The organism is Streptosporangium oxazolinicum, from assembly GCF_039537505.1.
GTDB lineage: Bacteria > Actinomycetota > Actinomycetes > Streptosporangiales > Streptosporangiaceae > Streptosporangium > Streptosporangium oxazolinicum.
Genome location: NZ_BAABAQ010000004.1, coordinates 226,587 through 252,203 on the forward strand (window position 1 = coordinate 226,587; position 25,617 = coordinate 252,203).

Genomic DNA, 25,617 nt, shown 5'->3' on the forward strand with positions numbered 1-25,617 from the left:
CCCACCCTCCGCACGTGACTCCGGACCGCGGTCCCGTCCCCCAGGCGCGGGCCTTGACGGCGGTCGCCAACCCCTGCCCCCTGGCCTGGACGACGATCCCTGACCCGCTAGTGTTCCCTTGTGGCAAGGGGATTTGGGCGATTACGTCGTGAAGATCTGCTCCGGACCGCCTGCGATGTCATCGCGGCCCAGGGGTTCGGTCACACGCGGACCGCGGACATCGCCCAGGCGGCCGGGGTCAGCCAGGCGCTGCTCTTCTACCATTTCGAGACCAAGGAGAAGCTGTTCGCCCAGGCCTTCTCCTACGCCGCCCAGCTCAACCTGGACGCGCTCGGCAAGGTGGAGGAGTCGGGCGGCTCCCCCCTCGACCGGCTGCGAGCCCTGCTCAGGTTCTACCCGCCCAGCGGGAAGTCCAAGTCGTGGGCCCTGTGGATCGACGCCTGGGCGGAGTCGATACGCAACGCCGAGCTTGAGGAGACGTCCCGCAGGATCGACATGCGGTGGAAGGAGGCACTCCGCGCGATCATCGACGACGGCGTCGAGGCCGGGATCTTCACCTGCGCGGACCCCGAGGGCGTGACCTGGCGGGTCATGTCCCTCATCGACGGCCTCTCCACGCAGGTGACGGTGCACCGGCGGGTGCTCTCGCGGGCGCGGATGACCGAGTTCATCCGGACGGCCGCGGCGGCGGAACTGGGCCTCTCCCCCGCCGAACTAAGCTGAGCACTCCCCTGGGCAGTACGACCAGGAGCATGGCGAGGGCGATCAGCCCCCCACCGAGATAGACGCCCGTGGTGAGCGGTTCCCCGTACAGCGCCACGGCGAGGACGGTCACCCAGAGTGGCTGGGCCGACAGGATCACCGCGGCGGACACCGGCGAGACGTGGAGCTGACCCCAGGAGCGGGCCAGGAAGCCCAGGGCGCAGGCGACGATCGACAGGTGGCCGAGGATCGCCCAGTCACCCGGCCCCGAGGGCAGGGTGAGGCCGCCCGGCGCGGCGAGGACGCCCGTCATGACGGCGATGGTGCCGAGCTGGATCACCGTGACCGCGTAGGCGTTCTGCCGTGCCTCGGCGGAGTTGCCGAGCACCAGCGTGTGGGCCGCGTACAGGACCGCCGACAACAGGGTGGCGGCCAGCGCGGGCAGGGCGATGTCACCCTCCGCACCCCTCATCAGGGTGAACACCGTCATCGCGGCCATGGCGAGCGCCACCGAGGCCCAGACGCGGCCCGGGGTCCTGGCCCCGAGCAGGAACAGCCCGAGAATCGGGGTGATCACCACGTACGAGCCGACCGTGAACCCCGAGACCGACGAGGGCAGATCGTGCAGCGAGACCGCCGAGGCCGTCTGACCCACGCCGAACAGCAGGCCGAGCAGGATGCCGGTCAGCCAGGTGCCCTCCGACAGCCCCCGCAGGCATCTCGGACGGAGCGCGAGCAGCGCGAGGGTGGCGATGCCGTACCGCTCGGTGAGAAGGTCCGCCACGGGCATGCGGACGATGAGGTCCTTCATCAGCGGGAAAGCCGATCCCCAGGCGGCACTGACGAAGATCAGGAGCACGATTCCCAGGACGGGCCGGGGAGCTACCACTGCCATACCCGAAGGGTTCCATCACCCTCGGCGACCAAAGGGTCACCGAGCGGATCGGGGGTGGTATGGATACAACGCTGAGTGAAGGACGCCACACCGGCACGAGGGACCTCATACCCCCACCGACCTTTCCGCCGGGACGGGCGACGGAAGCCCGGCGCTCAGGGGACCGAGCGGATCCTCCAGACGAGTACGGCGCCGAGGAGGGCGAGGCCCGCCGAGGTCAGGTAGAGGACGGGGTAGCCGCCGAGACCGGCCACGATGGGACCGGCGATGACGGGGCCGAGCACCTGGGGGCCCGAGTTGGCGATGTTGATGACCCCGAGATCCTTGGCGCGCCCCTCGGCGGTGGGCAGGACCTGGGTGACCAGGGCGTTGTCGACCGAGAGGTAGATGCCGAAGCCGACCCCCATGATCGCGGCGCCGACCGTCGCCACCGGCCACTGCGGCCAGAACGCGAGCATCACCGCGGGGATCACGCTGATCAGGCCGGAGGCCGTGACCAGCGCCCTGCGGCGGCCGAGTCTGTCGGAGACGACACCGGCGACGACGGTGGTGAGCACGACGGCCGCGGTGTAGATCAGGATCAGCACGAGCAGGCCGTCCTCGGCCCTCTCGCCGGGGAAGAGCCGCTCGTAGCCGACCGCGTCGGTGAGGAAGTACAGCAGGTAGAGCGTGGCGACGGCGTTGCCCAGCTGCATCAGGAAACGTGTCAGCCAGGCCCAGAAGAAGTCCGGGTGGGCGCGGGGGCTGATCCAGAATCCCCTCAGGAAGGCACCGGGTTCGAAGGGTGGTCTGGCCGCCGGACGGGGGTCGGGGGTGGTGAGGACGAAGGGGAGCACGCAGAGCGGGATCAGCGCCGCTATCAGGAAATATCCGGATTCGGTGGTGGTGGCGACCATGGTGACCAGGACCACGGCGAGCACCACCCCGAGCGACTGGGGGATCCCGATCCAGCCCGAGACCTCGCCTCGCTGGCCGACCGGGACGTGGTCGGGCACCCCGGCGCCGAGCGCGGCCTGCATCGCGTTGAGCCCGGCCTGCGCGAGACACCATCCGGCCACCACGCCGAGGATCGAGCCCTGACCCGCCAGCAGGACCAGCGCCCCCGCGCCGACCAGCGCCCCGCCCAGCGACCACGGGTGCCTGCGGCCGAAGCGCCCGGCCGTACGGTCGGACAGCGCTCCGGCGACGGGGTTGAACAGCATCGCGACGGCGGCTCCCACCCCGGTGACCAGCGCCAGCGACCCTTCCTTGCCCACCGGGTCGATCGACGCCACCTGCGAGGGCAGCAGCACCTGGAGCGGCCCGAAGTAGGCCATCCAGAGCGCCAGATTGGCCAGCGAGATGCCTGCCACCCACCAGGGGCCCACCCTGTGTGTCGGCTCGGCGAGTGCCCGCGGGTCGGGGACGGGCTGGACGACGCTCATGAAACCTCGCATCTCCGTGGCTCGGCGTCTTCGTGGTCCGGCATCTTCACGATCTTCACGGCTCGGTGCCCTCACGGTCCGGAGTTTCCCGGCCCACCGTCGCGAGGAACCGCTGCGAGGAACCGTCGCGAGGACGAGCGAGCAGGCGCCCGATCACGTGAGGCGTGCGATGCTACGCCGTTCCCCGCCCCGCCGACAGTCCCTGCCGACGGCCCCTATCGACAACCTCGCCGCCCTCCTCCCGCTCTCGCGTCCCCTCAAGCGGCTTCGGCAGCACGGCGCGCCGTACCAACATGGTCAGACGTGGTCATCGGCCACCTCCCTCGGTCCCGGCACGCCGGGATCGCCCACGACCTTCACCGGGCCGATGCCGGGCGAACCGGCGGAGGACCCGTTCTGGCCTGCGGGGCGTTCGACCGGGACGATGCCGCACAGCCCGGGGACCTCGTCGAGCGGGACGTCCCCGGCCACGGAGGCGACCAGCAGGGTCTCCAGCCCGCGCAGCAGCGCGTAGGCCGTGGGACGCGGCAGGTAGGAGGTGTCGGCCATCAGGTACAGCTCGCAGGTGTTGGTGGCGGTACCGGTGGCGAACAGGGCCGTGGCGTCCACCTCGGGCCAGGATCCGGCGTGGAAGGTCCTGGTGCTCCCGGTGAGGGCGGCGATCGCGGCGGGGTCGCCCGGTGGCTCCACGGCGGGCAGGTGGGGCCAGTGGCCGACGGTCCGCGTGTCGTTGAAGTAGGCCGACAGGTCGACGGGCCTCCCGCGCTCGCGGCCGACCTCCTCGCGCAGCGCCATCATCCGGTACGGGTGGTAGTGCGCGTTCCGGTAGGCGGTCAGCGCCTGCCGGTGCCCTGCGCGGGCGGCGTCGGCGAACGTCCCCTCCGGCAGGGTGAGAACGAAGATCCCGTCCTGCACGGCGCTGCCCGCCATCGCGGCGACCCGGGGATCGTGCCGGTTGGCCACGACGAGCTGCATGGCCACCTCGCGGTGGCCGGTGAGCGCGCCCAGCAGCACCGCGCTCGCCGAGGTCAGCACGCTGGCCGTACTGACCGACCAGCGCGCCGCCAGCGCCTCGGCCGCCGCCGCGACGGCGGCCGACTCCATGCCGACCTTGACGAACCTCGGCTCCTCCGGTGCCGTGCGGGGGAAGTCGAACATGGTCAGGGGCGCCCTCTCCAGGACCGCGCGCCAGTGACGCAGCGTCCGCTCGCCACGGGCGGCGCCCGCTCCCTCGCGCTCGAAGGCGGCCTGGTCCATCGGCTGCCAGGCGGGGGCGGGCATCTCGCCACCGGCGAGCAGGTCCCGCCAGTCGCGCGCCAGCACGTCCAGGGTCCCGCCGTCCACGGCCAGGTGGGACAGGGTGAGGGCCACCGTCCTGGGACGGCCGTCGACGGTCACGACGGCGCAGCGGAACGGCAGTTCGGCCGCGTAGTCGAACGCGGTGACGGCCAGCCGGGCGGAGAGCTCCCTGGCGGCGGCGACCGGCCTGGCCTCCCCCGCGTCGTACACCTCGACGGTGAACCGGCCCCGGCGTGCCACACGCTGGACCAGCCCGCCGGGAGTCTCCTCGTACGTCGTCCTCAGCGTCTCGTGCCGCTCGACGAGCACGCGCAGGGCCCGCAGGACGGTGTCGAGGTCGCGCCTGCCGTAGACGGGCAGCACCCAGGGCATGTTGAAGTACGGGTCGTCGTCGTCCAGCCACCGGACAAGCCGCCAGATGGCCAGCTGGCCCCAGCTGAGCGGCGACTCGCCGCCCCGCGCGCCGGTGAACTCCACGGACGTCGCGCTCAGCCGCGCGAGACCGGCCGTCATCGGGTCCGGCCGATCTCTTCGACGACGCCCCCGGGGGACGGGGAGCCCGCGCGGGTCGCGGAACCGGTGAGGGGCGCGGAGCCGGTGAACGCCCAGTGGGAGAGCTCGGCGCCTGTGCTTTCCCGGACGCGGGCGACGGCCAAGTCCCGGACGCGGGTGACAGCCGAGTCCCGGACGCGGGTGGCGGCCAAGGACGCCCCTACCCACTGCTCTGTCAGCGGCGACGACATTTCAGATGCCTTCCGTCCGGCCTGTCGCGGCGGCCTCGAACAGGCCCCGCAACTCCCTTTTGATGACTTTTCCTGACAGGTTCCTGGGCAGGGCACCGACGACGACCCGTTCGGGATCTCGTACCCGGCCAGGCGTTCCACCAGGAAGGCTCGTGGCTCGATCACCGACGCCACCGGCGTCCCCTGACGTCGAGGACGCGCGCGGCGCGGTAGGGCTCCGGCGCCGAGGTGTGCGAACGGCCCCGGCGCGACGTGTCCCGACCACACGTCCGCCTGCGTACCGCGCGGGTACGGCGGCCTCTCCACCATGCGTGAACACGGTGAATCGGTACGCCGCTTGAAGCGAGGCTAAGGATCACGCGCCGAATTCGTCAAGGTTTCACGCGTGTTTTCCAGCGCGATAAAACTCAACAAACTACCCCTTGCAGCCTCTTACCAGATAAATCGGCATATTCTCTATTTTTTGAATGTTTGTCATCCTCTTGGTCATTGACCCCACCCCCCGTAAGCCCCCACCCCCGCCGGGGCGCCTCGCCCCCTGACGGACCCCCTCCCCGAACGCGATTCCCGGGCGGAAGGCCGAGGTGGGAGCATGGCATCCGTCATGACGATCCCAAAGGAAGGCCACGACCGGTGAGGCGGCTACTCACGGTCCTGCTGCTCGCGTCCGCCGCGCTGCTCGGCGCGGTCGCCCCGGCGCAGGCCCACAACGTGCTGATCAGCAGCGATCCCAGGAACGGTACCGAGCTGACCACCGGGCCCGAGAAGATCACACTCACCTTCGACCAGCCCGTCCGGCAGGGCTTCGCGCAGATCAGCGTGATCGGCCCGGACGGCGCGCGGTGGGAGGAGGGGAAGACGACCGTCGACAGGACGAAGGTCAGCGTCGGCGTGAAGCCCCTCGGCCCCGCCGGGGTGTACGCGGTGGGCTACCGGATCCTCTCCTCCGACGGTCATCCGGTCTCCAACAAGATCACCTTCACCCTCACCGCCCCCGGCCAGGGCGCCTCCGCCCAGGCTCCCGCCACCTCCGCCCCGGTGGCCTCCTCCGCCGCCGCCCCGCAGGGACCCGATCTGGGCGCCCAGGCCGCCGAGGCCGCGCAGAACGGCGGGGCCGGGATGGCCGTGCTGTGGATCGCGGGCTCCATCGTCCTGCTGGGCGGGGCCACCGTGGTGGCGATGCGCCGTACGAGGGAGCAGGGGGGCGCGGGATGACCGTGACCGCCGAGCGGGCCGCCGAGACCGGCACCGTCGGAAGGCTGGTCGTCGGCGGGCTCGTGTCCGGGGCCCTGGTGGCCGTGCTGACCGCGACGGCGCTCTCCCGCCAGGAGGCGGTGCCGGGGATCGCCATCCCCGGGCCGCTCGTGGAGTACGGGCTGCCGGTGCTGCGGGTGCTGCTCGACCTGGCGGCGGTGGCGGTGGTCGGGCTCAGCCTGCTGCCGAAGCTGCTCGGGTTCGACGACCCCGACCGCACGGAGCCGGTGATGCGCCGGGCCCGGCCGCTCGCCGTGACCTTCGCCTGGGCGTGGGCGCTGCTCGCGCTGGTCGTCATCGTGTTCCAGACGGCCGAGCTGAACCCCGGCCTGATCCCCACCCCCGGCATGATCGCCGAGTACGTCGACAGCGTCGGCGCCGGGCAGGGCATGCTCTTCAGCGCCGCCTGCGCGCTGTCCTACGCCGGGATCGGGCTGCTGGCCGTACGGTACGGCGAGAAGGTCCCGGCCGAGTTGCGGATCGTGATCGCCCTCTTCGGGCTGCTGCCGATCCCGGTCACCGGCCACGCGGTCGACTCGGTCTGGCACGACCCCATCATGATCTCGATGGAGCTGCACGTGATGGGCGCGGCGGCGTGGACCGGCGGCCTGCTCACGATCGTCCTGCTGGTCGCCGGAGACCGCAAGCTGCTGTCCAGGGTGCTTCCGGCGTTCTCCAGGCTGGCGACCCTGGCGCTCGTCGTCGTCGGCCTCTCGGGGCTGGTGAACGGCCTGGCCACGATGGCCCTCACCCCCGGGGTGGAGCTGCCGGGGGCTCTGCTGACCAACGAGTACGGCCTGCTGGTGCTGGCCAAGGTCGCGTGCGTGGCGCTGCTGATCCCGTTCGCCGCCCACATCCGCTTCCGCCTGCTGCCGCACATCGCGGAGCGGCGGGCGACGGCGGTCGTCGCGTGGGCGGCGGCCGAGATCACCGTGATGGGACTCGCCTACGGGGTCGCGGTGGCTCTGACCAGCGCCTCCCTGTCCTGAGCCCGTAGCGTGTGACGGCTGAACGACCATTCGGCGGCCAGCCACAGGACGGCGAGCCCGGCCCCCCCGACCAGCATGGTCGCGGGGGGCACCAGCGGGGGCGCCATGAACAGCTCGTGCTGGAAGCGCAGCGCCTGGTCGACGAGGAGGGTCGCGCCGAGGGAGCCGACCAGGGCCCTGACCACGGGCATCCTGATCAGGAACGCCAGGTCGACGGCGAGCGCCCCGGCGATCAGGAAGACAGGGATCGCCGAGCGCGGGAAATCGGCCACGGCCAGGAGCGGCCAGATCAGGGTGCGGAAGACGACGTAGACGCCGACCACGGCGGTGGCGGAGAACATCCGGCCGATCATCGCGCGGGCGTAGACGGCCACCATGAGGGCGGCCATCACCGCGTAGAGCGGGTAGAGCTGGTCGGGCACGGGCAGCGCGAAGTGGAGCGCCACGGCCCTGTCGTCCACCGGCAGGCCGATCTGGTCGGCGGCGAACTTGATCAGGATCGGCTCGGCCTCCGGCGTCCCCCGGTCCCAGGCGGCGATGCTGTACACGCCGTACTCCTGGTGCTGTTCCGGGAACCAGACGTTCTCGAAGAGGAACACGAAGAGCCCGCCGAGGACCAGCGTGCGCGTCCGTCCCGGCACCGCCCGCACGAACCAGCCCCGGATCACGCCGCAGACCATGAAGAGCGTGCCGATGTAGAGCATCAGGTGGGACGGGCTCCACGAGGTGATGTCGAGCCCGTTGATCCGGTGGTTGATCAGGTCCAGCGGGACCGCGACCAGGAAGACGCCCGTGCCCCAGGTGATGAGGCGCTGCGCGAGCCTGTCCACGCCGTAACCGGTGTAGACGTGGATGATCGTGAGCGCGAGGGCGATGGCGGTGCCGACGCTGTTGAGCAGGTGCGGCGGGGCGAGGTCGTCACGGAGCCACTTGAAATGCCAGGAAACGTCCCAGGACGCCCCGAGCACCTTGAACGAGAAAGCCACCAGCCACCCGAGGTAGAGGAGCCTGAACAGATCCTCCGGGGTCTCCCTGCCGGCCTTCCCGCGTGTCCAATACGGCAGAGCCCACTCGATAACGGGAGTGGCTCTTCTTCGGAGGCTCTCTACTGGCTTCACGCGTCGAAATGATGCCGCTCCTTTACCTCGCTCCGCAATCGGGGACAACCCTGAGCATCGGGATGGCTCTCCCTTTTTCCCACGTGGGTAATCCCTCGTGTTCGGCCCCGGCGTCTGACCGGCAAGAACGCTCCTGAGAACGGTCTCAGGAGCCTCTCAGCTCGAATCAGTAGGCTCTCGTCATGCAACGTGGGGGAAAACGGGCCGCCTGGGTCCCGGGGATCGCCGTGGCCGCCGTGCTGATCGTCGGTGTCGCGGCCTGGCTGGTGTGGCCGTCCGATCCGGACGTACGGCCCCAGAACCAGATGATCACGGTGGTCGACGGCCCCGGCGACGACCAGCGGGTCACGCTGGACACGAGCTTCTTCCCCCCGGCCGGGGGTGGCAGGGCCCCCGCGGTGCTGCTCGCGCACGGCTTCGGCGGCAGCAAGCGGAGCGTCAGGGACGCCGCCGTACGGCTGGCCCAGGACGGCTACGCCGTGCTGACCTGGTCCGCGCGGGGCTTCGGCCGCTCCTCGGGACAGATCGCGCTGAACTCCCCCGACTACGAGGTCAAGGACGTGCGCCAGCTGGTCGACTGGGTCGCCAGGCGGCCCGAGGTCCGGCTCGACGCGGCGGGCGACCCTCGGGTGGGCGTCGCGGGCGGCTCCTACGGCGGGGCCATCTCGCTGATGGCCGCCGCCCACGACCCCAGGATCGACGCGATCGCCCCGCAGATCACCTGGTACGACCTCGCCGACGCGCTGTTCCCCAACGCCACCGGGCAGGGCCCGGAGAGCGGGGTGTTCAAACGCATGTGGGCCGGGCTGTTCTTCAGCCGGGGCGGCCCCACCGCGGGCCCGCCGGGCGCGGCCGGTCTGGCCGCCCTCGGCGGAAGCGGGGGCGCGGGAGAGGCGGGAGACAGGGACGAGCCGCCGCCCGCCCAGCCCCGGCCGCTCACCGCGGAGGAGGTCCGGTGCGGCCGGTTCCTGCCGGAGATCTGTGACATGTACCAGAAGGTGGCGGAGAGCGGCCGGGCGACGGCGGACGCGGTGGAGACGCTGCGCAGGTCCAGCCCGATCTCGGTGCCCGGAAGGATCAAGGTTCCGACGCTGCTGCTCCAGGGACAGCGCGACTCGCTGTTCACCCTGGGCCAGGCGGACGCCAACGCCAGGGCGATCGCCGCCACCGGCGCCCCGGTGGAGGTCGCCTGGTTCGACGGCGGCCACGACGGCGGCAACGGCGAGGTCGACTGGCTGCACGACAAGACGCTCGGCTGGTTCGACCGCTACCTGAAGAACGACGAGGGGGCCGGGCGGGCGGCCGGTTCCTTCACCGTCACCCGCGACGGCGGGCGCGACCCCGGGACCCGGCGCCCGGTCCAGCTGCACGCCGTCGCCGGCCGCTATCCGGGACTGTCGGGCACCGGCCAGACCTCCGTGCCGCTCAGCGGGTCCGCCCAGCAGGTGGCCAACCCGCCCGGTGGCTCCCCCTCCTCGATCTCCGCGGTCCCCGGCTTCGGCGGTCTCGGCGGCGGAGCCACCGCGAACCTGTCGATCGACATGGCGGGCCAGAGCGCCACCTTCGACTCCGCCCCGCTCACCGCCCCGCTCCAGGTCACCGGCAGCTCGACCGTACGGGTGCGGGTGACGCCCGAACGGTCCGGGTCCCCCGCTGCGGGCGACGCGGGCGACGGCGCGCCGGGTGACGGCGCGGAGAGCGGCGAGGCCGGGAGCGGCACGCGTCCGGACGGCGGCGCGTCGGACGAGGTGACGCTGTTCGCCAAGCTGTACGACGTCGCGGGCGCGACCCAGGCGCCGATCCTGCCCGAGGGGCTCGTCGCCCCGGTCAGGATCGCGATCCCCGAGAGCGGCTCGGGCGAGGCCACGGTGACCCTCCCGGCGATCGACCACAGGTTCGACGTCGGGCACCGGCTGCGCGTCGCGTTCACCACCACCGACCTGGGCTACAGCACCCCCGCGACCCCGGCCGTCTACCAGGTCGCCCTGGTCTCACCGGCCGTGACCGTCCCCACCTACGCCACCCTGCGCGCCCCCTCGACCGGCCCGGCCTGGTGGATCTGGGCACTGCCGCTGCTCTCCCTCGCCGTCGCGGCGGCCCTGCTGCTCGCCGGGCGCCGCCGCCCCGCCGACGAGCACGACCCCGAGCTCGACTCCGTGCCGCTGCGGATCCACGGCCTGACCAAGGCGTACCGCAACGGCGAGCTCGCGGTGAACGACCTGTCGTTCACCGTCGAGCACGGCCAGGTGCTCGGCCTGCTCGGCCCCAACGGGGCGGGCAAGACGACCACCCTGCGCATGCTGATGGGCCTGATCAGACCCGACGGCGGCGAGGTGCGGATCTTCGGTCACCGGGTGGCGCCCGGCGCCCCGGTCCTGTCCAGGCTCGGCTCGTTCGTCGAGGGCCCCGGTTTCCTGCCGCACCTCAACGGCCGCGACAACCTGGAGCTGTACTGGAAGGCGACCGGCCGGCCCGCCGAGGACGCCCGGTTCACCGAGGCCCTGGAGATCGCCGGGCTCGGCAAGGCCCTGGAGCGCGCCGTCCGCACCTACTCGCAGGGCATGCGCCAGCGCCTCGCCATCGCGCAGGCCATGCTCGGCCTGCCCGACCTGCTCGTCCTGGACGAACCCACCAACGGTCTCGACCCGCCCCAGATCCGCGAGATGCGCGAGGTCCTGATCCGCTACGCCAGGGGTGGACGCACGGTCATCGTCTCCAGCCACCTGCTCGCCGAGGTGGAGCAGACCTGCAGTCACGTGGTGGTCATGCACCGAGGACGTCTCGTCACGGCCGGGACCGTGGCCGAGCTGCTGAGCAGCCGCACCCCGGTCAACGGCTCCGGCACCCGCCTGGAGGACGTCTTCCTGGACCTGATCGGAGAGAAGGCGTGAGCGACACCGACGGTGCCCGTGGCACCATGACCGGCGCGACGGGCGACGGCCCCATACGGAACGGAGATACGGAGAGCGGCGTCGCGGAGAACGGTTCGGCGCGCGGGTACGCGCCCGGACGCACGCTGCCGCTCGCCGTGGAGATCGTCCGGCAGTTCAAGCGGCGCCGCACGCTGGTGATGTTCGGCCTGCTGCTCGCGCTGCCGTGGATCCTGGTGATCGCCTTCAAGGTCGGCGCCGGGTCCGGGCAGCCGACCACCACGCTGCGCATCTCCGACCTGGCCACCGAGGGCGCGCTGAACTTCGCGGCGTTCGCCCTGTCGGTGTCGGCGAGCTTCCTGCTGGTCGTCGCGGTGGCGCTGTTCTGCGGCGACACGGTGGCCGGCGAGGCCAGCTGGTCGTCACTGCGCTACCTGCTGGCCGCCCCGATCCCGCGCGACCGCCTGCTGCGGCAGAAGCTGATCGTCGCGATGGGCTACTCGGCGGCGGCGGTGATCTGCCTGCCGGTGATGGCCCTGCTCGCCGGGACCCTCGCCTTCGGGTGGAACGACGTCCGGGTGCCGGGGACCGGCGAGACGATCGCCGCCCTGGACGTGCTGCCCCGGTTCGGGGTGGTGATCGGCTACGCCCTGGTCAGCCAGTTCGTGGTCGCGGCCCTGGCCTTCCTGCTCTCCGTCAGCACCGACTCCCCGCTGGGGGCGGTCGGCGGGGCGGTCGGCCTGGTGATCGTGAGCAACATCCTGCAGGCGGTCGAGGCGCTCGGCTGGCTCAGGGAGTTTCTGCCGACGTTCTGGAACACCGCGTGGCTGGACGCCCTGGCCCCCCAGCCGGAGTACGACGGCATGCTCAAGGGGGTGGCCGTCTCCGTCACCTACTCGGCGATCCTGATCGCGTTCGCCTTCCGCCGCTTCCGCGCCAAGGACGTGGTCTCCTAACGGGACGCCCACCGGCGGGATCCGGCCTTTAGGGACGTGAGGACCCGGTGCCGCGTACCCGGCACCGCGTACGCCGTACCGGAAAAGGCCGCATCCCCGGAAAGGCCGGGCACGCGGCGAGGCGCGGACTCTCGGGGTCACCCCCAGTGGGGAGGGCGCTCCTCGATCAGGCGGGCGTCGTCGTCGGCCTCGCGCCACTCGTTCCAGCCGAGATCGGTGTCGTCGGCGGTCTGGTCGGGCAGGATCGGCAGCCCGTCGTCGGCGAGGTCGACGGGACGCAGGTCATCGGGTTCGCGCACTGTCACGCGCCCCATGCTAGCCACCACCGGCCCCCCGCGCGGCCCGTGTCTCCCCCCTCCCGGAGAAAGGTGGAGAGCCTCCCGGCTGCCCGGGGAAGGGCCCGGAGGAAAGCCCGTTTCCTCCGGGAAAGCCCGCTCTCGCGCGTCGCGACGCCAGGGACAGGCAGGGGCCCAGACGGTACGATGCGGTGGCAGGTTCCGGCTATCCCCCCGTGAGGCGCCATGACAACGCCAGCAGGATGGCGGCGAGACGGCAATCTGCCCAACGAGCTGACCAGCTTCGTGGGGCGCACCAGGTTGCTCAGCACACTCCGGCAGCGGCTGGGCGAGCACCGCCTGGTCACGGTGACCGGCATCGGAGGCGTCGGCAAGTCCCGCACCGCCCTGCGGATCGCGCACCAGATGCGGAGCGACTTCAAGGACGGCGTCTGGTTCGCCGACCTGGCCCGCCTCCAGGACTCGGGGATGGTCCGCCACACGATCACCTCGGCCCTCGGGATCGCCGACCAGTCCGCCCGCTCGGCGGACGAGACGCTGGTCGAGTGGCTGGGCGACCGTGAGATCCTCCTGATCATCGACACGTGCGAGCACCTGGTCGACGCGTGCGGCGCCCTCTTCGAGGACCTGCTCGGCAATGCCGCGGGGCTGACCATCCTGGCGACCAGCCGCCAGTCGCTGAACGCCAGGGGCGAGCACACGGTCACCATCCCGCCGCTCGCCGTCCCCGGCGACTCCCCCGGCGAGGACGTCTTCACCAACGAGGCGGTGCAGCTCTTCGTCGCGCGGGCGAGCGCGGTGGTGCCCAACTTCATGCTCGACGAGCACAACATCGGCCCGGTGGCGGAGCTCTGCCGCCGCCTCGACGGCATACCGCTCGCCATCGAGCTGGCCGCGGTCCGGATGCGCGCCCTGTCGGTGGAGCAGATCCTCGGCCTGCTCGCCGACCGGTTCAGCCTGCTCGCGGGGGCGAGCCGCACGGCGCTGCCCAGGCACCAGACGCTGCGGGCCGCGATCGGCTGGAGCCACGAGCTGTGCGAGCCGGCCGAGCGGCTGCTGTGGGCGCGGCTGTCGGTCTTCGCCGGAGACTTCGAGCTCGACGCCGCCCGTTACGTCTGCTCGGGCGACAGCCTCCCCTCCGAGGACATCATGGAGCTCATCTCCAGCCTGGTGGAGAAGTCGATCCTGCTGAGCGACGGCACCCCCTCCGGGCACCGCTACCGGCTGATCGACACCCTGCGGCAGTACGGCGAGGAGTGGCTGGACAAGCTCGGCGAGACCGCCGTGATCAGGGAGAGGCACCGCGACTACTACCTGCAGCTGGCCAAGCGGAGCGAGGACGCCTGGTCGGGCGCCCGCCAGGTCTACTGGTACGTCAGGATGCGCCACGAGCACGACAACATCCGCGTCGCGCTCGACCACTGCCTGAGCAACCCCGGTGAGGTGCAGTCGGGGCTGAAGCTGTTGTCCTCCCTGTGGTTCATGTGGGTGGCCTGCGGGCTGGCCCGCGAGGGCAGGCTCTATCTGGAGAAGACCCTGGAGCTGGCGCGTCAGCCGAGTCCCGACCGGTGCAAGGCGCTGTGGGTGCTGTCCTACATCAACAGCGCGCAGGGAAACATCACCGGCGCGATCGAGGCCGCGGAGCAGTGCAGCTCCGACGCCGTCAGGGTCGGCGACTCGGGCGCGGTCATCCTGGCCACCAAGATGCTCGGCACGGCCGCGTTCCTGCAGAACGACCTGCAGAAGGCGAGCGCGCTGCTGGGCGTGGCGATCGAGTTCCACAAGAGCGGGCGCGAGCTCAACCCGGGCCTGCTGCCCTCCATCGTCGAGCTGTCCATGGTGCTGCTCATCCAGAACGAGCCGGCCGAGGCCGAGGTGCTGCTGCGCGACTGCATCGCGGTCTGCACCCAGCGCGGCGAGCTGTGGCTGCGCTCCTACGCCATCTACGCGCTCGCCAGCGTGTACCAGGCGATGGGCCGTTCCCCCGAGGCCATGTCGAACGCGCGTGAGGCGCTCCGGCTCAAGCGCTACTTCCACGACGTGCTCGGCATCGGCCTGGCGATCGAGGTGGTGGCCAAGCAGGCGCTGGAGGACGGCCAGGCGGCGCTCGCGGCCCGGCTGATGGGCGGCGGCCAGGCCAACTGGCGCACCTTCGGGATGCCGCAGCTGGGCTCCCCGTTCTTCAACTCCGAGCACGACCGCTGCATCAAGGAGTGCAAGCGCATCCTCGGCGAGGAGGCTCACGAGAAGGCGTTCGCCCAGGGCAGGAGGCTCAACCTGGAGGAGCTGATCGTCCTCGCGCTCGGAGACCACGAGGACGGTCAGGTCCTTCAGGGGTGAGTGTCATTCGGCGGCGGGGGGCTTGGGCGTCTCGGGCTGCCAGGCGGCCGTGTAGCGGGAGCTGGTCAGCGAGTAGTCGACGCTGCCGCTGATCCAGAACTCCAGGCCGCGCACGTAGGCGAGCACCGCCTCGGAGCCGAGTGCCTCCAGCGAGGGACGCAGGGCCACCATGTCGGCGATGGCCCGGTTGCGCATGGCGCCGATCGTCTCCATGGCCTGCTGCCGCGAGTAGCCCCGGTGCCTGGAGAGCACGCTCACCAGGTTGTTGCGCGAGTTGGCGCTGTCGCTCTCCTTGGCGTACGAGATGATGTCGTTGTCCCAGACGACGACGTCGTTGGCGCTCTCGGTGATCGCCTTGACGTCGGGGTGGCGCCACTCCTCGGGGGTGAGGCTGCGTCCGCTGGCGACGTCGATGAGGGCGAAGACGGTGAGCATGGCGCCGGTGCGCCGCCGCATGAAGATGTAGTCGTCCACCTGCGGCACGACGTCGGCCTCGCGGTTGGCGGCCTCCCACACCTGGGCGAAGAGGTAGTCCTTGGTAACGGTGCGCCAGCGGTCGAGCTGGTCGTCGCCGCCGTACGTGGAGATCCTGGTCTTGATCTCCAGGAGCGTCCTGGCGAAGACGTCGTCGACCTCCTCCCCGGCCTCCAGGTCGTCGAGGACGGTGAACAGCCGGGGCAGGGCGCGGGTTATCTCACCGGCGCCGCGGCCCGACTCACAGAAGGCGTCGTCGAAGGCGAACAGCCACACGCACCAGTCGGTCGCCAGGCGAAGCGTGTGGTGTTCGGCATAGGGATACGTGCGGGCCCCCAGCCAGCCGTACTTGGCCTGGCGGTAGCGCTCGACGGTCTCGGCATCCTCCAGGATGCCCGTGTCCACGAGCCAGTCGAGGGTCTCGGCGTTGACCCGCTCGACGTGGGGGTTGACCTCGCTGGGGAAGGGACAGGGTAACGGGGGGATGCGGAGAGGTAGGCCTGACCTACGCGTAGTAGTAGTTCCCACTCCCCAAGGATGGCCGAAGGACGCCCGTTTTCCTATACGTCAGGAAACACCTGGATATCGTGGTTTCTGAGTTATCTCTCGAACCATTTCAGGTATTCGTGCTGACCGAACATCCGGGCCGCGTCCGCCGCCGAGGGGGTACCGGCGTCCGGATCGGCCCCGGCCTCCAGAAGTGCCCTGATCACAGCGGGTTCCTTCTTGAACACCGCGCCCGCCAGTGGTGTCTGCCCCCGGTCGTTCGCCCTGCCGGGGTCGGCGCCCAGCTCGGTCAGCGCCCGGACCGTCTCGGCGTGGCCGTGGTAGGCGGCGAGCATGAGCAGGGTGTCGCCCCTGTCGTTGGTGAGATCGGCCGGGACCCCGGCCTCGACGTAGGCGCGGAGCCGCTCCGTCTCGCCGGTCCTCGCCAGATCGAACAGACGGGTTGCGAACTCCTCAAGCTCAGGGTCAGGCTGCATGTGACCCATTGTGCCCCGGTAGGGTGCCGTGTGATCGCCGAGGGCAGGCGGAATTCAGCGGACCCCATACGGGTTGAGCTGAAGAGACGACCGACGAAAGGCTGGAAAACGGTGTTCGACCCGACGGATCTCTACCGGCTCAGCGGAGACGTCCCTGAGCTGACCGATCCGGTGCTGCTCTACCACTTCGACGGGTTCGTGGACGCGGGCGCCGCCGGACGGCTCGCCATCGCCCACCTGCTCGACGAGCTGGAGCACCGGGTCGTGGCGACCTTTGACGTGGACCGTCTGCTGGACTACCGCTCCCGGCGGCCCACCATGACCTTCGACACCGACCGGTGGGTGGCCCTGGAGAGTCCCGAGCTCCTGCTGCACCTGGCCCACGACACCACGGGGACCCCGTTCCTGCTGCTCAGCGGCCCCGAGCCGGACCGCGAGTGGGAGCTGTTCACCGCCGCCGTCGACACGCTGGCCACCCGGCTGAACGTCGGCAGGCTGGTGACCACCCACGGCATCCCGATGGCCGTCCCGCACACCCGCCCGCTGGGCGTCACCGGCCACGCCAGCCGCCCCGAGCTGGTCACCGGCCAGAGCAGTGCCTTCGGCAGGGTCCAGGTGCCCGGCAGTGTGGCCGCGCTGATCGAGTTCCGGCTCGGCGACAAGGGACGCGACGCCCTCGGCTACGCCGTGCACGTCCCGCACTACCTCGCCCAGGCCGAATACCCGTCGGCCGCGGTGACCGCGCTGGAGGCGGTCACCAAGAGCACCGGGCTGGTGTTCCCGCTGGAGGGCCTGCGCGAGGCCGCGGAGAAGACCGACGCCGAGATCGCCGAGCAGATCCAGGCCTCCCAGGAGCTGTCCACCGCCATCACCGGCCTGGAGCAGCAGTACGACGCGTTCGCGGCGGGCTCCGAGCGCGAGAGCCTGATGGCCGAGCCCTCGGAGATGCCGACCGGTGATGAGCTCGCCGCCCAGTTCGAGGCGTTCCTGGCCGAGCGTGACGAGCGGCGCGGTGACTGATCTCCGCGTCGGTCCCGCCGCACACGGAGCCGGGTACGTCCATGACGCCCTGGACGCGCGATGACCGGCCTGCGCGTCGGCCTCGTCGGGTACGGGGTGGCCGGGGCGTTCTTCCACGCCCCGCTGATCTCCACGACGCCGGGGCTGCGGCTGTCGGCGGTGGTCACCGGTGATCCGCGGCGGGCCGCCGAGGTCTCGGGCAAATACGGCGCGCGGGTGGCCGGGGACGCCGCCGAGCTGTGGGACTCCGTCGACCTGGTCGTGATCGCCTCCCCCAACCGCACGCACGTCCCGCTGGCGGAGGCCGCGCTGAAGGCGGGCCTGCCGGTGGTGGTGGACAAGCCGCTCGCCGCGACCGCCAAGGAGGCGCGCGGACTGGCGGACCTGGCACGCGATCTCGGCCTGATGCTGACCGTGTTCCAGAACCGGCGCTGGGACGGCGACTTCCTCACGCTCGGGCACCTGGTCGCGGAGGGCGAGCTGGGCGAGGTCAACCGGTTCGAGTCGCGTTTCGAACGCTGGCGGCCGGTGCCGAAGGGCGGCTGGCGCGAGACGGGCGGGACCGAGGAGGTCGCCGGGCTGCTGTACGACCTCGGCAGCCACCTGGTCGACCAGGCCCTGCGGCTGCTCGGCCCGGCCGTCGACGTCTACGCCGAGTCGGACGTGCGCCGTTCCGGGGTGAACGCCGACGACGACACCTTCATCGCCGTCTCCCACGCGAGCGGGGCCCGCTCCCACCTGTGGGCGAGCTCGGTCGCCTCCCTGCCGGGCCCCCGCTTCCGGGTGCTGGGCTCGCGGGCGGGATACCTGAAGTACGGCCTGGACGTGCAGGAGGAGCAGCTGCGCGCCGGTCTGACGCCCGCCTCCCCCGGCTTCGGCGAGGAGCCGCCCGAGCGCTGGGGCACCCTCGGCGCGGACGTCGGCGGTCCCGGTGGTCCCGGCGGTGCCCGTGACGGTGTCCGCGCCGTCCCCACGGAGCCCGGCTCTTACGCGGGCTTCTACCGGGCCGTGGTGGCGTGCCTCACGCGGGGCGCCCCGCCACCGGTCGCCCCGGAGGAGGTCGTCGAGGCCCTCACCGTGCTGGAGGCCGCCCGCCGCTCGGCCGCCGAACGCCGGGTCGTCGTCCTGGAAAACCCCTAGCCACGCAGGCGGGCGCGTCCTCCCGGAGAGTCCCTGATCAAACAGGCGGGCGCGTCCTCCCGGAGAATCCCTAGTCGCGCAGGCGGGCGCGGAGGATCCGTGAGTCGCTCTCGCTCCAGCCGTGCGAGGCGAGCCACTCCAGCGGTCCGCCGAACCGGTCGTCGAGGACGCCCAGGAACTGCTCGATGTACTCCGACCTCGGGCGGTGGTCCTCGGCCGGGCGGGTGTCGAGGTCGTCGCGGTAGGTGTCGCTGGAGCGCAGCCGCGTCAGGATGCCCTCCAGGCGGTCGCCCGTGGCGACGTAGTCGGCGACGATCGCCTCGCGGGTGGCACCGGCGACCTCGAGCGCGAGCGCGCACACGACACCGGTGCGGTCCTTGCCCGCCGCGCAGTGGACGATGGCGGCCCCGTCGTCGAGGGCCATGGCGCGCAGGGCGGCCAGGACCGAGTCGGGGCGGTCGCGGAGGTAGCCGTAGTAGAACCCGGTCACCCGGAGCTCCGCGATATCCTCCTCGATCCGCTCCTCCGTCCAGGGCAGCACCTTGTCGCCCTCGATGGTGTCGGCCTCGACGTCGGTGTGCACGCCGCCCTCGGCGAACAGGGTGAGGTGGTGGATGTTCACCTCCGCCACCTCGGTGAGCGGCCCCGGCCCCTCCAGGCGCACCTCGGGGCCCGAGCGCAGGTCGACGACGTTGCGGAGCTTCAGGTCGGCGACGAGCCGCCGGACATCCCGTCCGGTCAGCCCCTGCAGATTGTCCGACCGGTAGATCCGGCCGAAGCGTGTGGTCCCGCCGTCAACCGTGGCGAGCCCGCCGAGGTCGCGGACGTTGACGGCACCTTCAAGATCGATCCAACGCGTGAAGTCGTTCATCATCTTGGAGTTTATACATCCCTTTACGCGTGGGCAGTTAACACCCGACGCCGGTTTCCGTAATTACCGATGTCCTCATACGGCATCCGTAAATGCGTCATTTCTCCCTCCATGAGCGACAGTGGAAGGACCCGCCGGTACCCCATCACCTGGAGGTCGTGTGGATCCGAGGAGACGTCCCCCGCACCTGCTGATCGATCCGGCCCTACCGGCCCCGATCTCCTCGGCCTTACGCGCCAGCCCGCAGGCGCTGCGCGCGGCCCGGCTGGGGCAGATCCCCCGCCGCAGGGGGCCCGACCCCGTCAAGGTGGTGGCGATCGCCGGACTCCTGCTGCTCATGGCGAGCCTGAGCGCCACGGGAGGCTTCATCGCCGTCCTCGTCCTGATCTCCTTCTCCGCGCTACGCGGCCTGGGCAACGACCCCGAGGGCCGCCGGGAGCGGCGGCGCGTCCGGGTGGCCATGGAGCACAGGGACCGGTTCATCCTGCCGGAGGACCTCGACGGCGGCTGCGGCGACCTGCTCCGCCGCACGCAGGACGCCACGGAGACGATCCTCTCCTCCGAGATCAACCGGGCGCGCCTGCTCGACACGATCGACAACGCGGTGACCCTGCCCGACCAGACCTGGCGGATCGCCAGGAAGCTGGTGCGGCTGTCGGACATGAGGGCCGAGCACAACCGGCTCGTACCGGGCACGCCCCCGCCCGAGGTGGCCGAGGCCTTCACCCCCTACGTCAAGGCCCTGGAGACCGCCGAGCTCTCGCTGACCAGGCGGATCCGCACGCTGGAGGAGTACGCCCGGCAGGTCCGCAAGGCCGACGGCGTCTACCGCGCCTACCTGCAGCTCCAGGTGCTCGCGGAACGGACCCCCCGCTACGAGGCCCTGGTCGCCGAGACCGCGGAGGACTCCCTGGCCCTCCCCGGGCTGGAGCACCTGACCGAGCAGGCCCAGCAGGTCAAGAAGCTGTTCCACGAGAGCATCGACGAGGCGCGCGACGCCGCCCGGCACCTGCTGACGGCCACCGACTCCTGAATACCCCGGCCTCCCCCCGCGCGGCACGGACACGGCGCGCGGATTTCCGTGTCCCGGCCTTGGCGCGGCGTGCGGACCCCGCCCCTGCCCTCCCGGCCACGGACCGGCCCGGATCCCGCGGCGACTCCCCCGCGCGTCACCCGCCTCCCGGACCGGCGCGCGACCGGAGTCGGTGTACGCTCTCACCCCTCCGCGCGGCGCAGGAGTTCCAGGGTGCGGCCCATCCCCGCCTGGTTGCCGAGGCTGCGGTAGATGTCCTGGGCCTGCCGCAGGGCCGAGACCGAGGCCTGCCGGTCGCCCGCCTCCAGGTGGGCCTCCCCCAGGTAGCGCAGGCTCCTCGCCATCCACCACCGGTCGCCCAGCTCCCCGAAGTCGCGTACCGCCCGCAGCAGCGACTCCTGCGCCTCGCGCGTACGGCCGAGCCGCCCGTGGGCACGTCCCGCCGACAGCTCGGACCTGGCCACGCCCCACGAGTCGCCGAGCGCGGTGAGCATCTCGGTGGCCCGGCGCACGTAGGTGAGCTCGCGCAGCGCGTTGGCCGGGTTGCCGACCTCCCCGGCCGCGCGCAGGCACCGGGCCTCCTCCCACAGTTCCCCTCGGAGCCGGAACATCTCCGCGGCCCGGTCCAGGCTGAAACCGGCTCGCGCGAAGTCCTCGCTCGCGGCGCGGGCGTCGCCCGCGGCGTGCAGTCCCCTCGCCGTCGCGCCGAGCACCTCGCCGTACGCGCGCAGCGTCTGCGCCTCCGAGTAGCGGTTGCGGTCGCGCTCGAACACCCCCAGGGCGTCCTCCAGCAACTCCCGCGCCTCCTCGGGCCTGCGCTGGGCGAGCCGGAGTTCGGCGAGGTTGCGCTGGGTCCTCGCCGCCCACCAGCGGTCGTCCTCGCCCTTGAAGGCGGTGATGGCGCCGATCAGGTACCCCTGAGCGCGGTCGAGGTGGCCGTCGTTGAACAGGGACATGCCGACCGTGCGCATCGCCCGCGCCGCCCACCACGTCTCGCCGAGGTCGGTGAAGATCTCCAGCGCCCGCTCCGCGTCCGCCGTGGCGCTGTGGTGACCGCCCTGCCCGCCCGCCACCGCCGACCGGTCCAGCAGCGCGATGCCCAGCGCCCGCGGGTCGCCCATCCGGTCCGCGGCCTCGCACAGGATCTCGGCGACCGCCCGCCAGTCGGACCAGTAGGCCCGCAGGGAGTGGCAGAGCGAGCAGAAGGCCCGGCCGAGCCCCCAGGCCAGCTCCCACATCTCCATGCTCCTGGCCTGGCCGATCACGGCGACCAGGGTGAGCCTCTCGGCGTTGAGCCAGTCGGCCGCCGAGATCTGCGCCCGCGTCACCGCCACCGGGGCGGACTCCGCGCCGACGGGCCTGACCCTGCGCCCCCAGTCCTGGGGCCAGCGGGCCACGGCCGCGGCCTCCGCGCGGCGGCGGTAGCCGGACAGAACCCGCTCGACGGCCGCCCTGCGGTGGCTCTCGTCGTCGTCGGAGAGCGCCAGCTCACGGGCGAAGATCTTGACGAGGTCGTGCAGCCGGTAGCGCATCACCCCGGAGAGGTCGATGCCCGAGCACTCCGCGAGCTGGGCGTCGATGAGCGCCTCCAGCTGGTCGGCGCCCTCGGGCTCGGAGGTGGCGAGCAGCTCCCCCGCCACCCAGCCGGGCGCGTCGGGGGCGCTGACCATGCTGAGCAGGCGCAGCAGGCGGCGCTGGAGCCCGGTGCAGTCGTCGTAGCTCAGCTGCAGGGAGGCGCGCACGCTCTTGTCGAGCCTGCGGCCGATCTCCAGCTGGTCGAGGCGGCGGCGCTCGTCCCTCAGCCGGTCGGCCAGACGGCGCAGGGTCCAGTTCTCCCGGGTGGCCAGGCGGCCGCCGCAGATGCTGATGGCCAGCGGCAGGTGGTCGCACATCCGTACGATCTCCTGGGCCGACTCCAGGTCGGCGGCGACCCTGTCGTCCCCGGCCAGCCGCGCCAGCAGCTCGACGCCCTGCGCCTCGCTGAACACCGACAGCCGCTTGTCGTAGGTGTTGAGCAGGAACAGCGGCTGCCTCGACGTGACCATGACCGCGCACCCGGGCTCGGCCGGGATCAGGTCCCTGACCTGGTCGCCGTCGTGGGCGTTGTCCAGGCAGATCAGGATGCGCCTGCCCTTGGTCCAGGTCAGCCAGAGCGTGCGCAGCTCGGCCAGGCCGCCCGGGTCGGTGGTGAGCCGCACGCCGAGGGCGCGCAGGAAGCCGATCAGCACCTCCTCGGGGCCGACCGGGGCCTCCACCTCGCCGCGCAGGTCGGCGTAGAGGCGTCCGTCGGGGAAGCTTCCGGCGATCTCGTGCCCGAACCTGGCGATGAGCACGGACTTGCCCACCCCGCCCCTGCCGTACACCGAGACGACCAGCGGCGAGGCGCTCCCCGCGTGGTCCCGGGAGCGGCGGCGCTCGGCGAAGACCTCGCGCAGCTCGGCCAGCGACTCGGTGCGGCCGGTGAAGTGCGCGGAGACCGGCGGCCACTGGTCGGGCGGGCGCCACGACGTTCCGGCGACACCGACGCCCCGCTCCTCGGACCGCGAGCCGGTCGTCGCCCAGGTGAGCAGGCCGACCAGGAGACCGGCGACCGCGGTGACGCCGACCTTGGCCTCGGTGGGCAGGTCCCACACGTCCAGCGAGGTCGCCAGGACGCTGGCCACGGCCGCGGCGACCCCGGCCGCGGCGGGCGCCGCCAGCGGTATCCGCCGTCTCGGCGGTTTCGCACCGCGCTGATCAGGCACGTTCGACGGCCCGGCCATCCACCCCCCTTGGAGAAGACCACGGCACGCCCGCGGCCCCCGCCCGGCCGGCGCGTTCTCTCAAGATTGATTCAACCAGACGCAATGCCGGTGGCCGCGCGCTCGCACGGCCAACAGTGGGTGAACCCGTTGTCGCGGACGTCCCCTTTCACGGGGTCCTTTTTCACAGGGGTCCTTTTTCACGGGAGTCCCGTCCGTGTCACCCGGGCGCTTCGTGGCGCCCGGGTGACACGCGCGGTTCTCCCGCCGCCCTGCGGCGCTAGCGTCCCAGCGCGACGCAGGTCGCCGTGGCCTTCTTCGACGGGTCGCTCTCCGAGGTGGCGGTGAGGGTCACCTTGGCGAGGTGTCCGCCGCCCGCTCCGCGTCGCGCGTTCACGGTGACCAGGGTGTTCCCCCCGGAGTCGGCGGTCGCGAGTTCGTTGGGCAGCGAAGCCGTCCAGCCTCGGCCGTCGACGGTCGCCGACAGCCGGTAGACGTCACCCTTGAGGTAGGCGCTCACGTCCTCGGGGTGCTGTCCCCGCGCCGGGGCGGCCCTGCCGGTGTTGAACAGCGGGAAGCGGCAGGACGTCAGGTCCTTGCCCGAGGGGACGCCGACGGACGGGAGCAGCTTCACACCGCGCCTGTTCGGCCCGGCGCCGTCCAGGGAGCGGATCGCCACCGTGTACGACAGGATGCCCTTGCGGTCGCGCTTGAGGTCGAGGACGTAGAAGTGGAGCCGGTTGGCCTGGTCCACGTACTCGAACTCCGAGCCCGAGCCGGTGCCCGCGTGGAAGAGCGCGTCCGCCAGCTGGCGGTAGTCGCCGACCGTGATGGGCACGGCGGTGCCGTCCGGCAGCACGTAGTCGGTCATGCCGATGTCCTGCGGGTTGGCGTCGACGACCCACTCGAAGGGCGCCCGGTCCTCGTTCTTGGTCTTGGCCAGCAACACGCCGGAGTCGGGGGTGAAGGAGTCGGCGCCCATCCGGTCCACGACCTCGACGGTGTAGTTGTCGTAGCCTCCGCCGTCGCAGAACGGGTCGGCGTTCACGTCACAGGCCGGGCTGCGGTCGCCGTTCCCGAAGGCGATGTTCACCCCTGACAGGCCGGTGGGTCCCGGCTGGGCCACCCGGGCGGTCACCTTCGCCACGACGAGCCCCGATTCGGCCAGCGCCTCCCTGGACAGGCGCAGCACGTTGGCCTCGTCCACCATCTCCAGCTTGATCTTGTTGCGGAGCATGTGCTGGGCGCCCATCGAGCCGCCCGAGGTGGGCGGGATCAGCCAGCGGCTGTGCGGTCCGCCGGGACCGTTGAAGCTGCCCCGGCTGAGCATCTCCCAGACGCCGGTGTACGCCCGGCGCGGTGGCACCCCGAACGGGTTGTTGTAGTTGTCGCCGATGCCGAGGATGTGGCTGAGCTCGTGGGCGTAGACGCCCTGCCCGGAGCTCTCGGCCTGGGTGGAGGAGCCGCCCCCGGCGTTGGGCCAGATGGACGAGGCCGAGGCCCAGGACGTCCACTCCACGTAGCGGGTCCTGGCCCAGTTGGGCAGGGCCGGGTCCGGCGGGCCGAAGTCGTCGGTCACCGCCTCCTTGGTCGGGAACTTGATCGGGCCGAACTCCTGCCAGGTGGCCGACTCGTCCTGCCCCGCGCTCAGGTAGAAGACGAAGTCGAAGCCCGCGGGGACCTCCTGGCCGACGGCGCCGACCCACGCCGCCCGCGCGTCGGTCCTGATGTTCTTGGTGCAGGTGTCGCCGGACGGGCAGGCCGTGCCTCCCTGGAACTCCATCGCGTACTCGTGCGACTTGCCCGGCATCCGGTACGGGCCGAACGAGGTCAGCTCCACGCCGTAGCGGCCTCCCGAGTCCTCCATCCAGTACTCGTGGATGGTGTGCCCCCGGTTGAGCTCGTTGGGGGTGTTGAGGAAGTCCTTGTAGAACTGGGCGACCTGCTCGCGGGGGATGTCGTGGGCCTCGGCGCTGGGGTTCCTGAAGACGGTCGACCCCTTGGGCTGGGTGACCACGAACGGCTGGTTGGGATAGTCGGCGAGGACGAGCGCGCCGCGGAAGGTCCGCTTGGACCCCTTGGCCGCGGGGTCGGCCCAGTTGGTGCCGGGAGGCTTGCGGTAGTCGGCCCACGTCATGTGGTCCGGGTTCTTCCAGTTCTGCGGGTCGATCGGTGCCGGGCCACCCGGGTCGGCGCGCCGCGCGGTCCCGGCCTCGGGAGCGTCCTGCTGCCAGGGCTGGGTCCGGGGCCAGTGGTCCAGACGCCAGGGGTGTTCGGGCTCGGGGGCGGGATCGGCGGAGGCGGGAACGGCGGTGAGACCGACGGGGATCAGCACGATCGCGGCAAGCAGTACTTTCAGCAACCTGGGGGGTCGTATCACATTAAAAGACGGTATCGACCGTTTTCAGATAGATCAACAATCTTCTGTCAGGAAGGTGGAGAAGACGTTTACCGGAGATGCATTTGAGA

General features: G+C 71.6%; 19 protein-coding genes. 9 read left to right on the plus strand and 10 right to left on the minus strand.

Translation table 11 applies throughout. The features are described 5' to 3' along the window. Window positions 1-120 precede the first annotated feature (120 nt). On the plus strand, window positions 121-723 hold the full coding sequence (locus tag ABD817_RS13930; protein ID WP_329084072.1) for a TetR/AcrR family transcriptional regulator: 603 nt from the start codon (window positions 121-123) through the stop codon (window positions 721-723). Here ABD817_RS13930 and ABD817_RS13935 read toward each other — a convergent pair. The 3 genes from ABD817_RS13935 to ABD817_RS13945 form a co-directional block, all read right to left on the minus strand. Continuing rightward, window positions 668-1,597, minus strand: coding sequence for a DMT family transporter (locus ABD817_RS13935; RefSeq protein WP_344918296.1), 930 nt, complete (start codon window positions 1,595-1,597; stop codon window positions 668-670). The genes ABD817_RS13930 and ABD817_RS13935 overlap by 56 nt on opposite strands. A gap of 155 nt (window positions 1,598-1,752) precedes the next feature. Continuing rightward, window positions 1,753-3,021: an MFS transporter gene (locus ABD817_RS13940; RefSeq protein ID WP_344918297.1), complete on the minus strand. Its 1,269-nt coding sequence runs from the start codon at window positions 3,019-3,021 to the stop codon at window positions 1,753-1,755. Between the two features lie 297 nt (window positions 3,022-3,318). After that, the gene (locus ABD817_RS13945) at window positions 3,319-4,833 is read right to left on the minus strand and encodes a condensation domain-containing protein (RefSeq protein ID WP_344918298.1); all 1,515 of its coding nucleotides are present in this window, start codon (window positions 4,831-4,833) and stop codon (window positions 3,319-3,321) included. An 863-nt stretch (window positions 4,834-5,696) separates the two neighbouring features. On the opposite strand from ABD817_RS13945, the gene ABD817_RS13950 reads away from it, so the two are divergent. Both ABD817_RS13950 and ABD817_RS13955 read left to right on the plus strand, forming a co-directional pair. After that, window positions 5,697-6,278 carry a copper resistance CopC family protein gene (locus ABD817_RS13950; RefSeq protein ID WP_344918299.1) on the plus strand — a complete coding sequence of 194 codons (582 nt, stop codon included), beginning with the start codon at window positions 5,697-5,699 and terminating at the stop codon, window positions 6,276-6,278. Then, entirely contained in the window at window positions 6,275-7,306 is a 1,032-nt protein-coding gene (locus ABD817_RS13955; RefSeq protein WP_344918300.1) for a copper resistance D family protein, read from the plus strand. Before ABD817_RS13950 ends, ABD817_RS13955 begins: the two co-directional genes overlap by 4 nt. Here the strand turns inward: ABD817_RS13955 and ABD817_RS13960 are convergent. Next, window positions 7,264-8,292 (minus strand): hypothetical protein, encoded by a 1,029-nt coding sequence (locus ABD817_RS13960; protein WP_344918301.1) that lies wholly within the window; start codon window positions 8,290-8,292, stop codon window positions 7,264-7,266. The genes ABD817_RS13955 and ABD817_RS13960 overlap by 43 nt on opposite strands. A 314-nt stretch (window positions 8,293-8,606) precedes the next feature. On the opposite strand from ABD817_RS13960, the gene ABD817_RS13965 reads away from it, so the two are divergent. Together ABD817_RS13965 and ABD817_RS13970 are read left to right on the plus strand one after the other, a co-directional pair. Then, window positions 8,607-11,315, plus strand: a complete 2,709-nt coding sequence (locus tag ABD817_RS13965) for an alpha/beta fold hydrolase (protein ID WP_344918302.1) — start codon at window positions 8,607-8,609, stop codon at window positions 11,313-11,315. Further along, window positions 11,312-12,250, plus strand: a complete 939-nt coding sequence (locus ABD817_RS13970; protein WP_344918303.1) for an ABC transporter permease — start codon at window positions 11,312-11,314, stop codon at window positions 12,248-12,250. Before ABD817_RS13965 ends, ABD817_RS13970 begins: the two co-directional genes overlap by 4 nt. Before the next feature lie 137 nt (window positions 12,251-12,387). Here the strand turns inward: ABD817_RS13970 and ABD817_RS13975 are convergent, their stop codons facing one another. Next, window positions 12,388-12,555: a hypothetical protein gene (locus ABD817_RS13975; protein WP_344918603.1), complete on the minus strand. Its 168-nt coding sequence runs from the start codon at window positions 12,553-12,555 to the stop codon at window positions 12,388-12,390. Window positions 12,556-12,771: 216 nt separating this feature from the next. Between ABD817_RS13975 and ABD817_RS13980 the strand changes: the two genes are divergently transcribed. Then, complete coding sequence (locus ABD817_RS13980) at window positions 12,772-14,886, plus strand: ATP-binding protein (protein WP_344918304.1); 2,115 nt, start codon at window positions 12,772-12,774, stop codon at window positions 14,884-14,886. Between the two features lie 3 nt (window positions 14,887-14,889). Here the strand turns inward: ABD817_RS13980 and ABD817_RS13985 are convergent, their stop codons facing one another. Both ABD817_RS13985 and ABD817_RS13990 read right to left on the minus strand, forming a co-directional pair. After that, the gene (locus ABD817_RS13985) at window positions 14,890-15,888 is read right to left on the minus strand and encodes a 4-epi-cubebol synthase (protein WP_344918305.1); all 999 of its coding nucleotides are present in this window, start codon (window positions 15,886-15,888) and stop codon (window positions 14,890-14,892) included. 71 nt (window positions 15,889-15,959) lie between these two features. Further along, window positions 15,960-16,352, minus strand: a complete 393-nt coding sequence (locus ABD817_RS13990; RefSeq protein ID WP_344918306.1) for an ankyrin repeat domain-containing protein — start codon at window positions 16,350-16,352, stop codon at window positions 15,960-15,962. Window positions 16,353-16,454: 102 nt separating this feature from the next. On the opposite strand from ABD817_RS13990, the gene ABD817_RS13995 reads away from it, so the two are divergent. Then, on the plus strand, window positions 16,455-17,363 hold the full coding sequence (locus ABD817_RS13995) for a proteasome assembly chaperone family protein (protein WP_344918307.1): 909 nt from the start codon (window positions 16,455-16,457) through the stop codon (window positions 17,361-17,363). 60 nt (window positions 17,364-17,423) lie between these two features. Next, the gene (locus tag ABD817_RS14000) at window positions 17,424-18,503 is read left to right on the plus strand and encodes a Gfo/Idh/MocA family oxidoreductase (RefSeq protein WP_344918308.1); all 1,080 of its coding nucleotides are present in this window, start codon (window positions 17,424-17,426) and stop codon (window positions 18,501-18,503) included. 70 nt (window positions 18,504-18,573) lie between these two features. Here the strand turns inward: ABD817_RS14000 and ABD817_RS14005 are convergent, their stop codons facing one another. Then, the gene (locus tag ABD817_RS14005) at window positions 18,574-19,374 is read right to left on the minus strand and encodes a tyrosine-protein phosphatase (RefSeq protein ID WP_344918309.1); all 801 of its coding nucleotides are present in this window, start codon (window positions 19,372-19,374) and stop codon (window positions 18,574-18,576) included. Between the two features lie 160 nt (window positions 19,375-19,534). Here ABD817_RS14005 and ABD817_RS14010 point away from each other — a divergent pair, with 160 nt between their 5' ends. Further along, window positions 19,535-20,407, plus strand: a complete 873-nt coding sequence (locus tag ABD817_RS14010) for a hypothetical protein (RefSeq protein WP_344918310.1) — start codon at window positions 19,535-19,537, stop codon at window positions 20,405-20,407. A 182-nt stretch (window positions 20,408-20,589) separates the two neighbouring features. On the opposite strand, the gene ABD817_RS14015 is transcribed toward ABD817_RS14010, so the two are convergent. Together ABD817_RS14015 and ABD817_RS14020 are read right to left on the minus strand one after the other, a co-directional pair. Next, the gene (locus tag ABD817_RS14015) at window positions 20,590-23,169 is read right to left on the minus strand and encodes an NB-ARC domain-containing protein (RefSeq protein ID WP_344918311.1); all 2,580 of its coding nucleotides are present in this window, start codon (window positions 23,167-23,169) and stop codon (window positions 20,590-20,592) included. A gap of 259 nt (window positions 23,170-23,428) precedes the next feature. Beyond that, window positions 23,429-25,510, minus strand: coding sequence for a M6 family metalloprotease domain-containing protein (locus ABD817_RS14020; RefSeq protein ID WP_344918312.1), 2,082 nt, complete (start codon window positions 25,508-25,510; stop codon window positions 23,429-23,431). Between the last annotated feature and the right edge of the window lie 107 nt (window positions 25,511-25,617).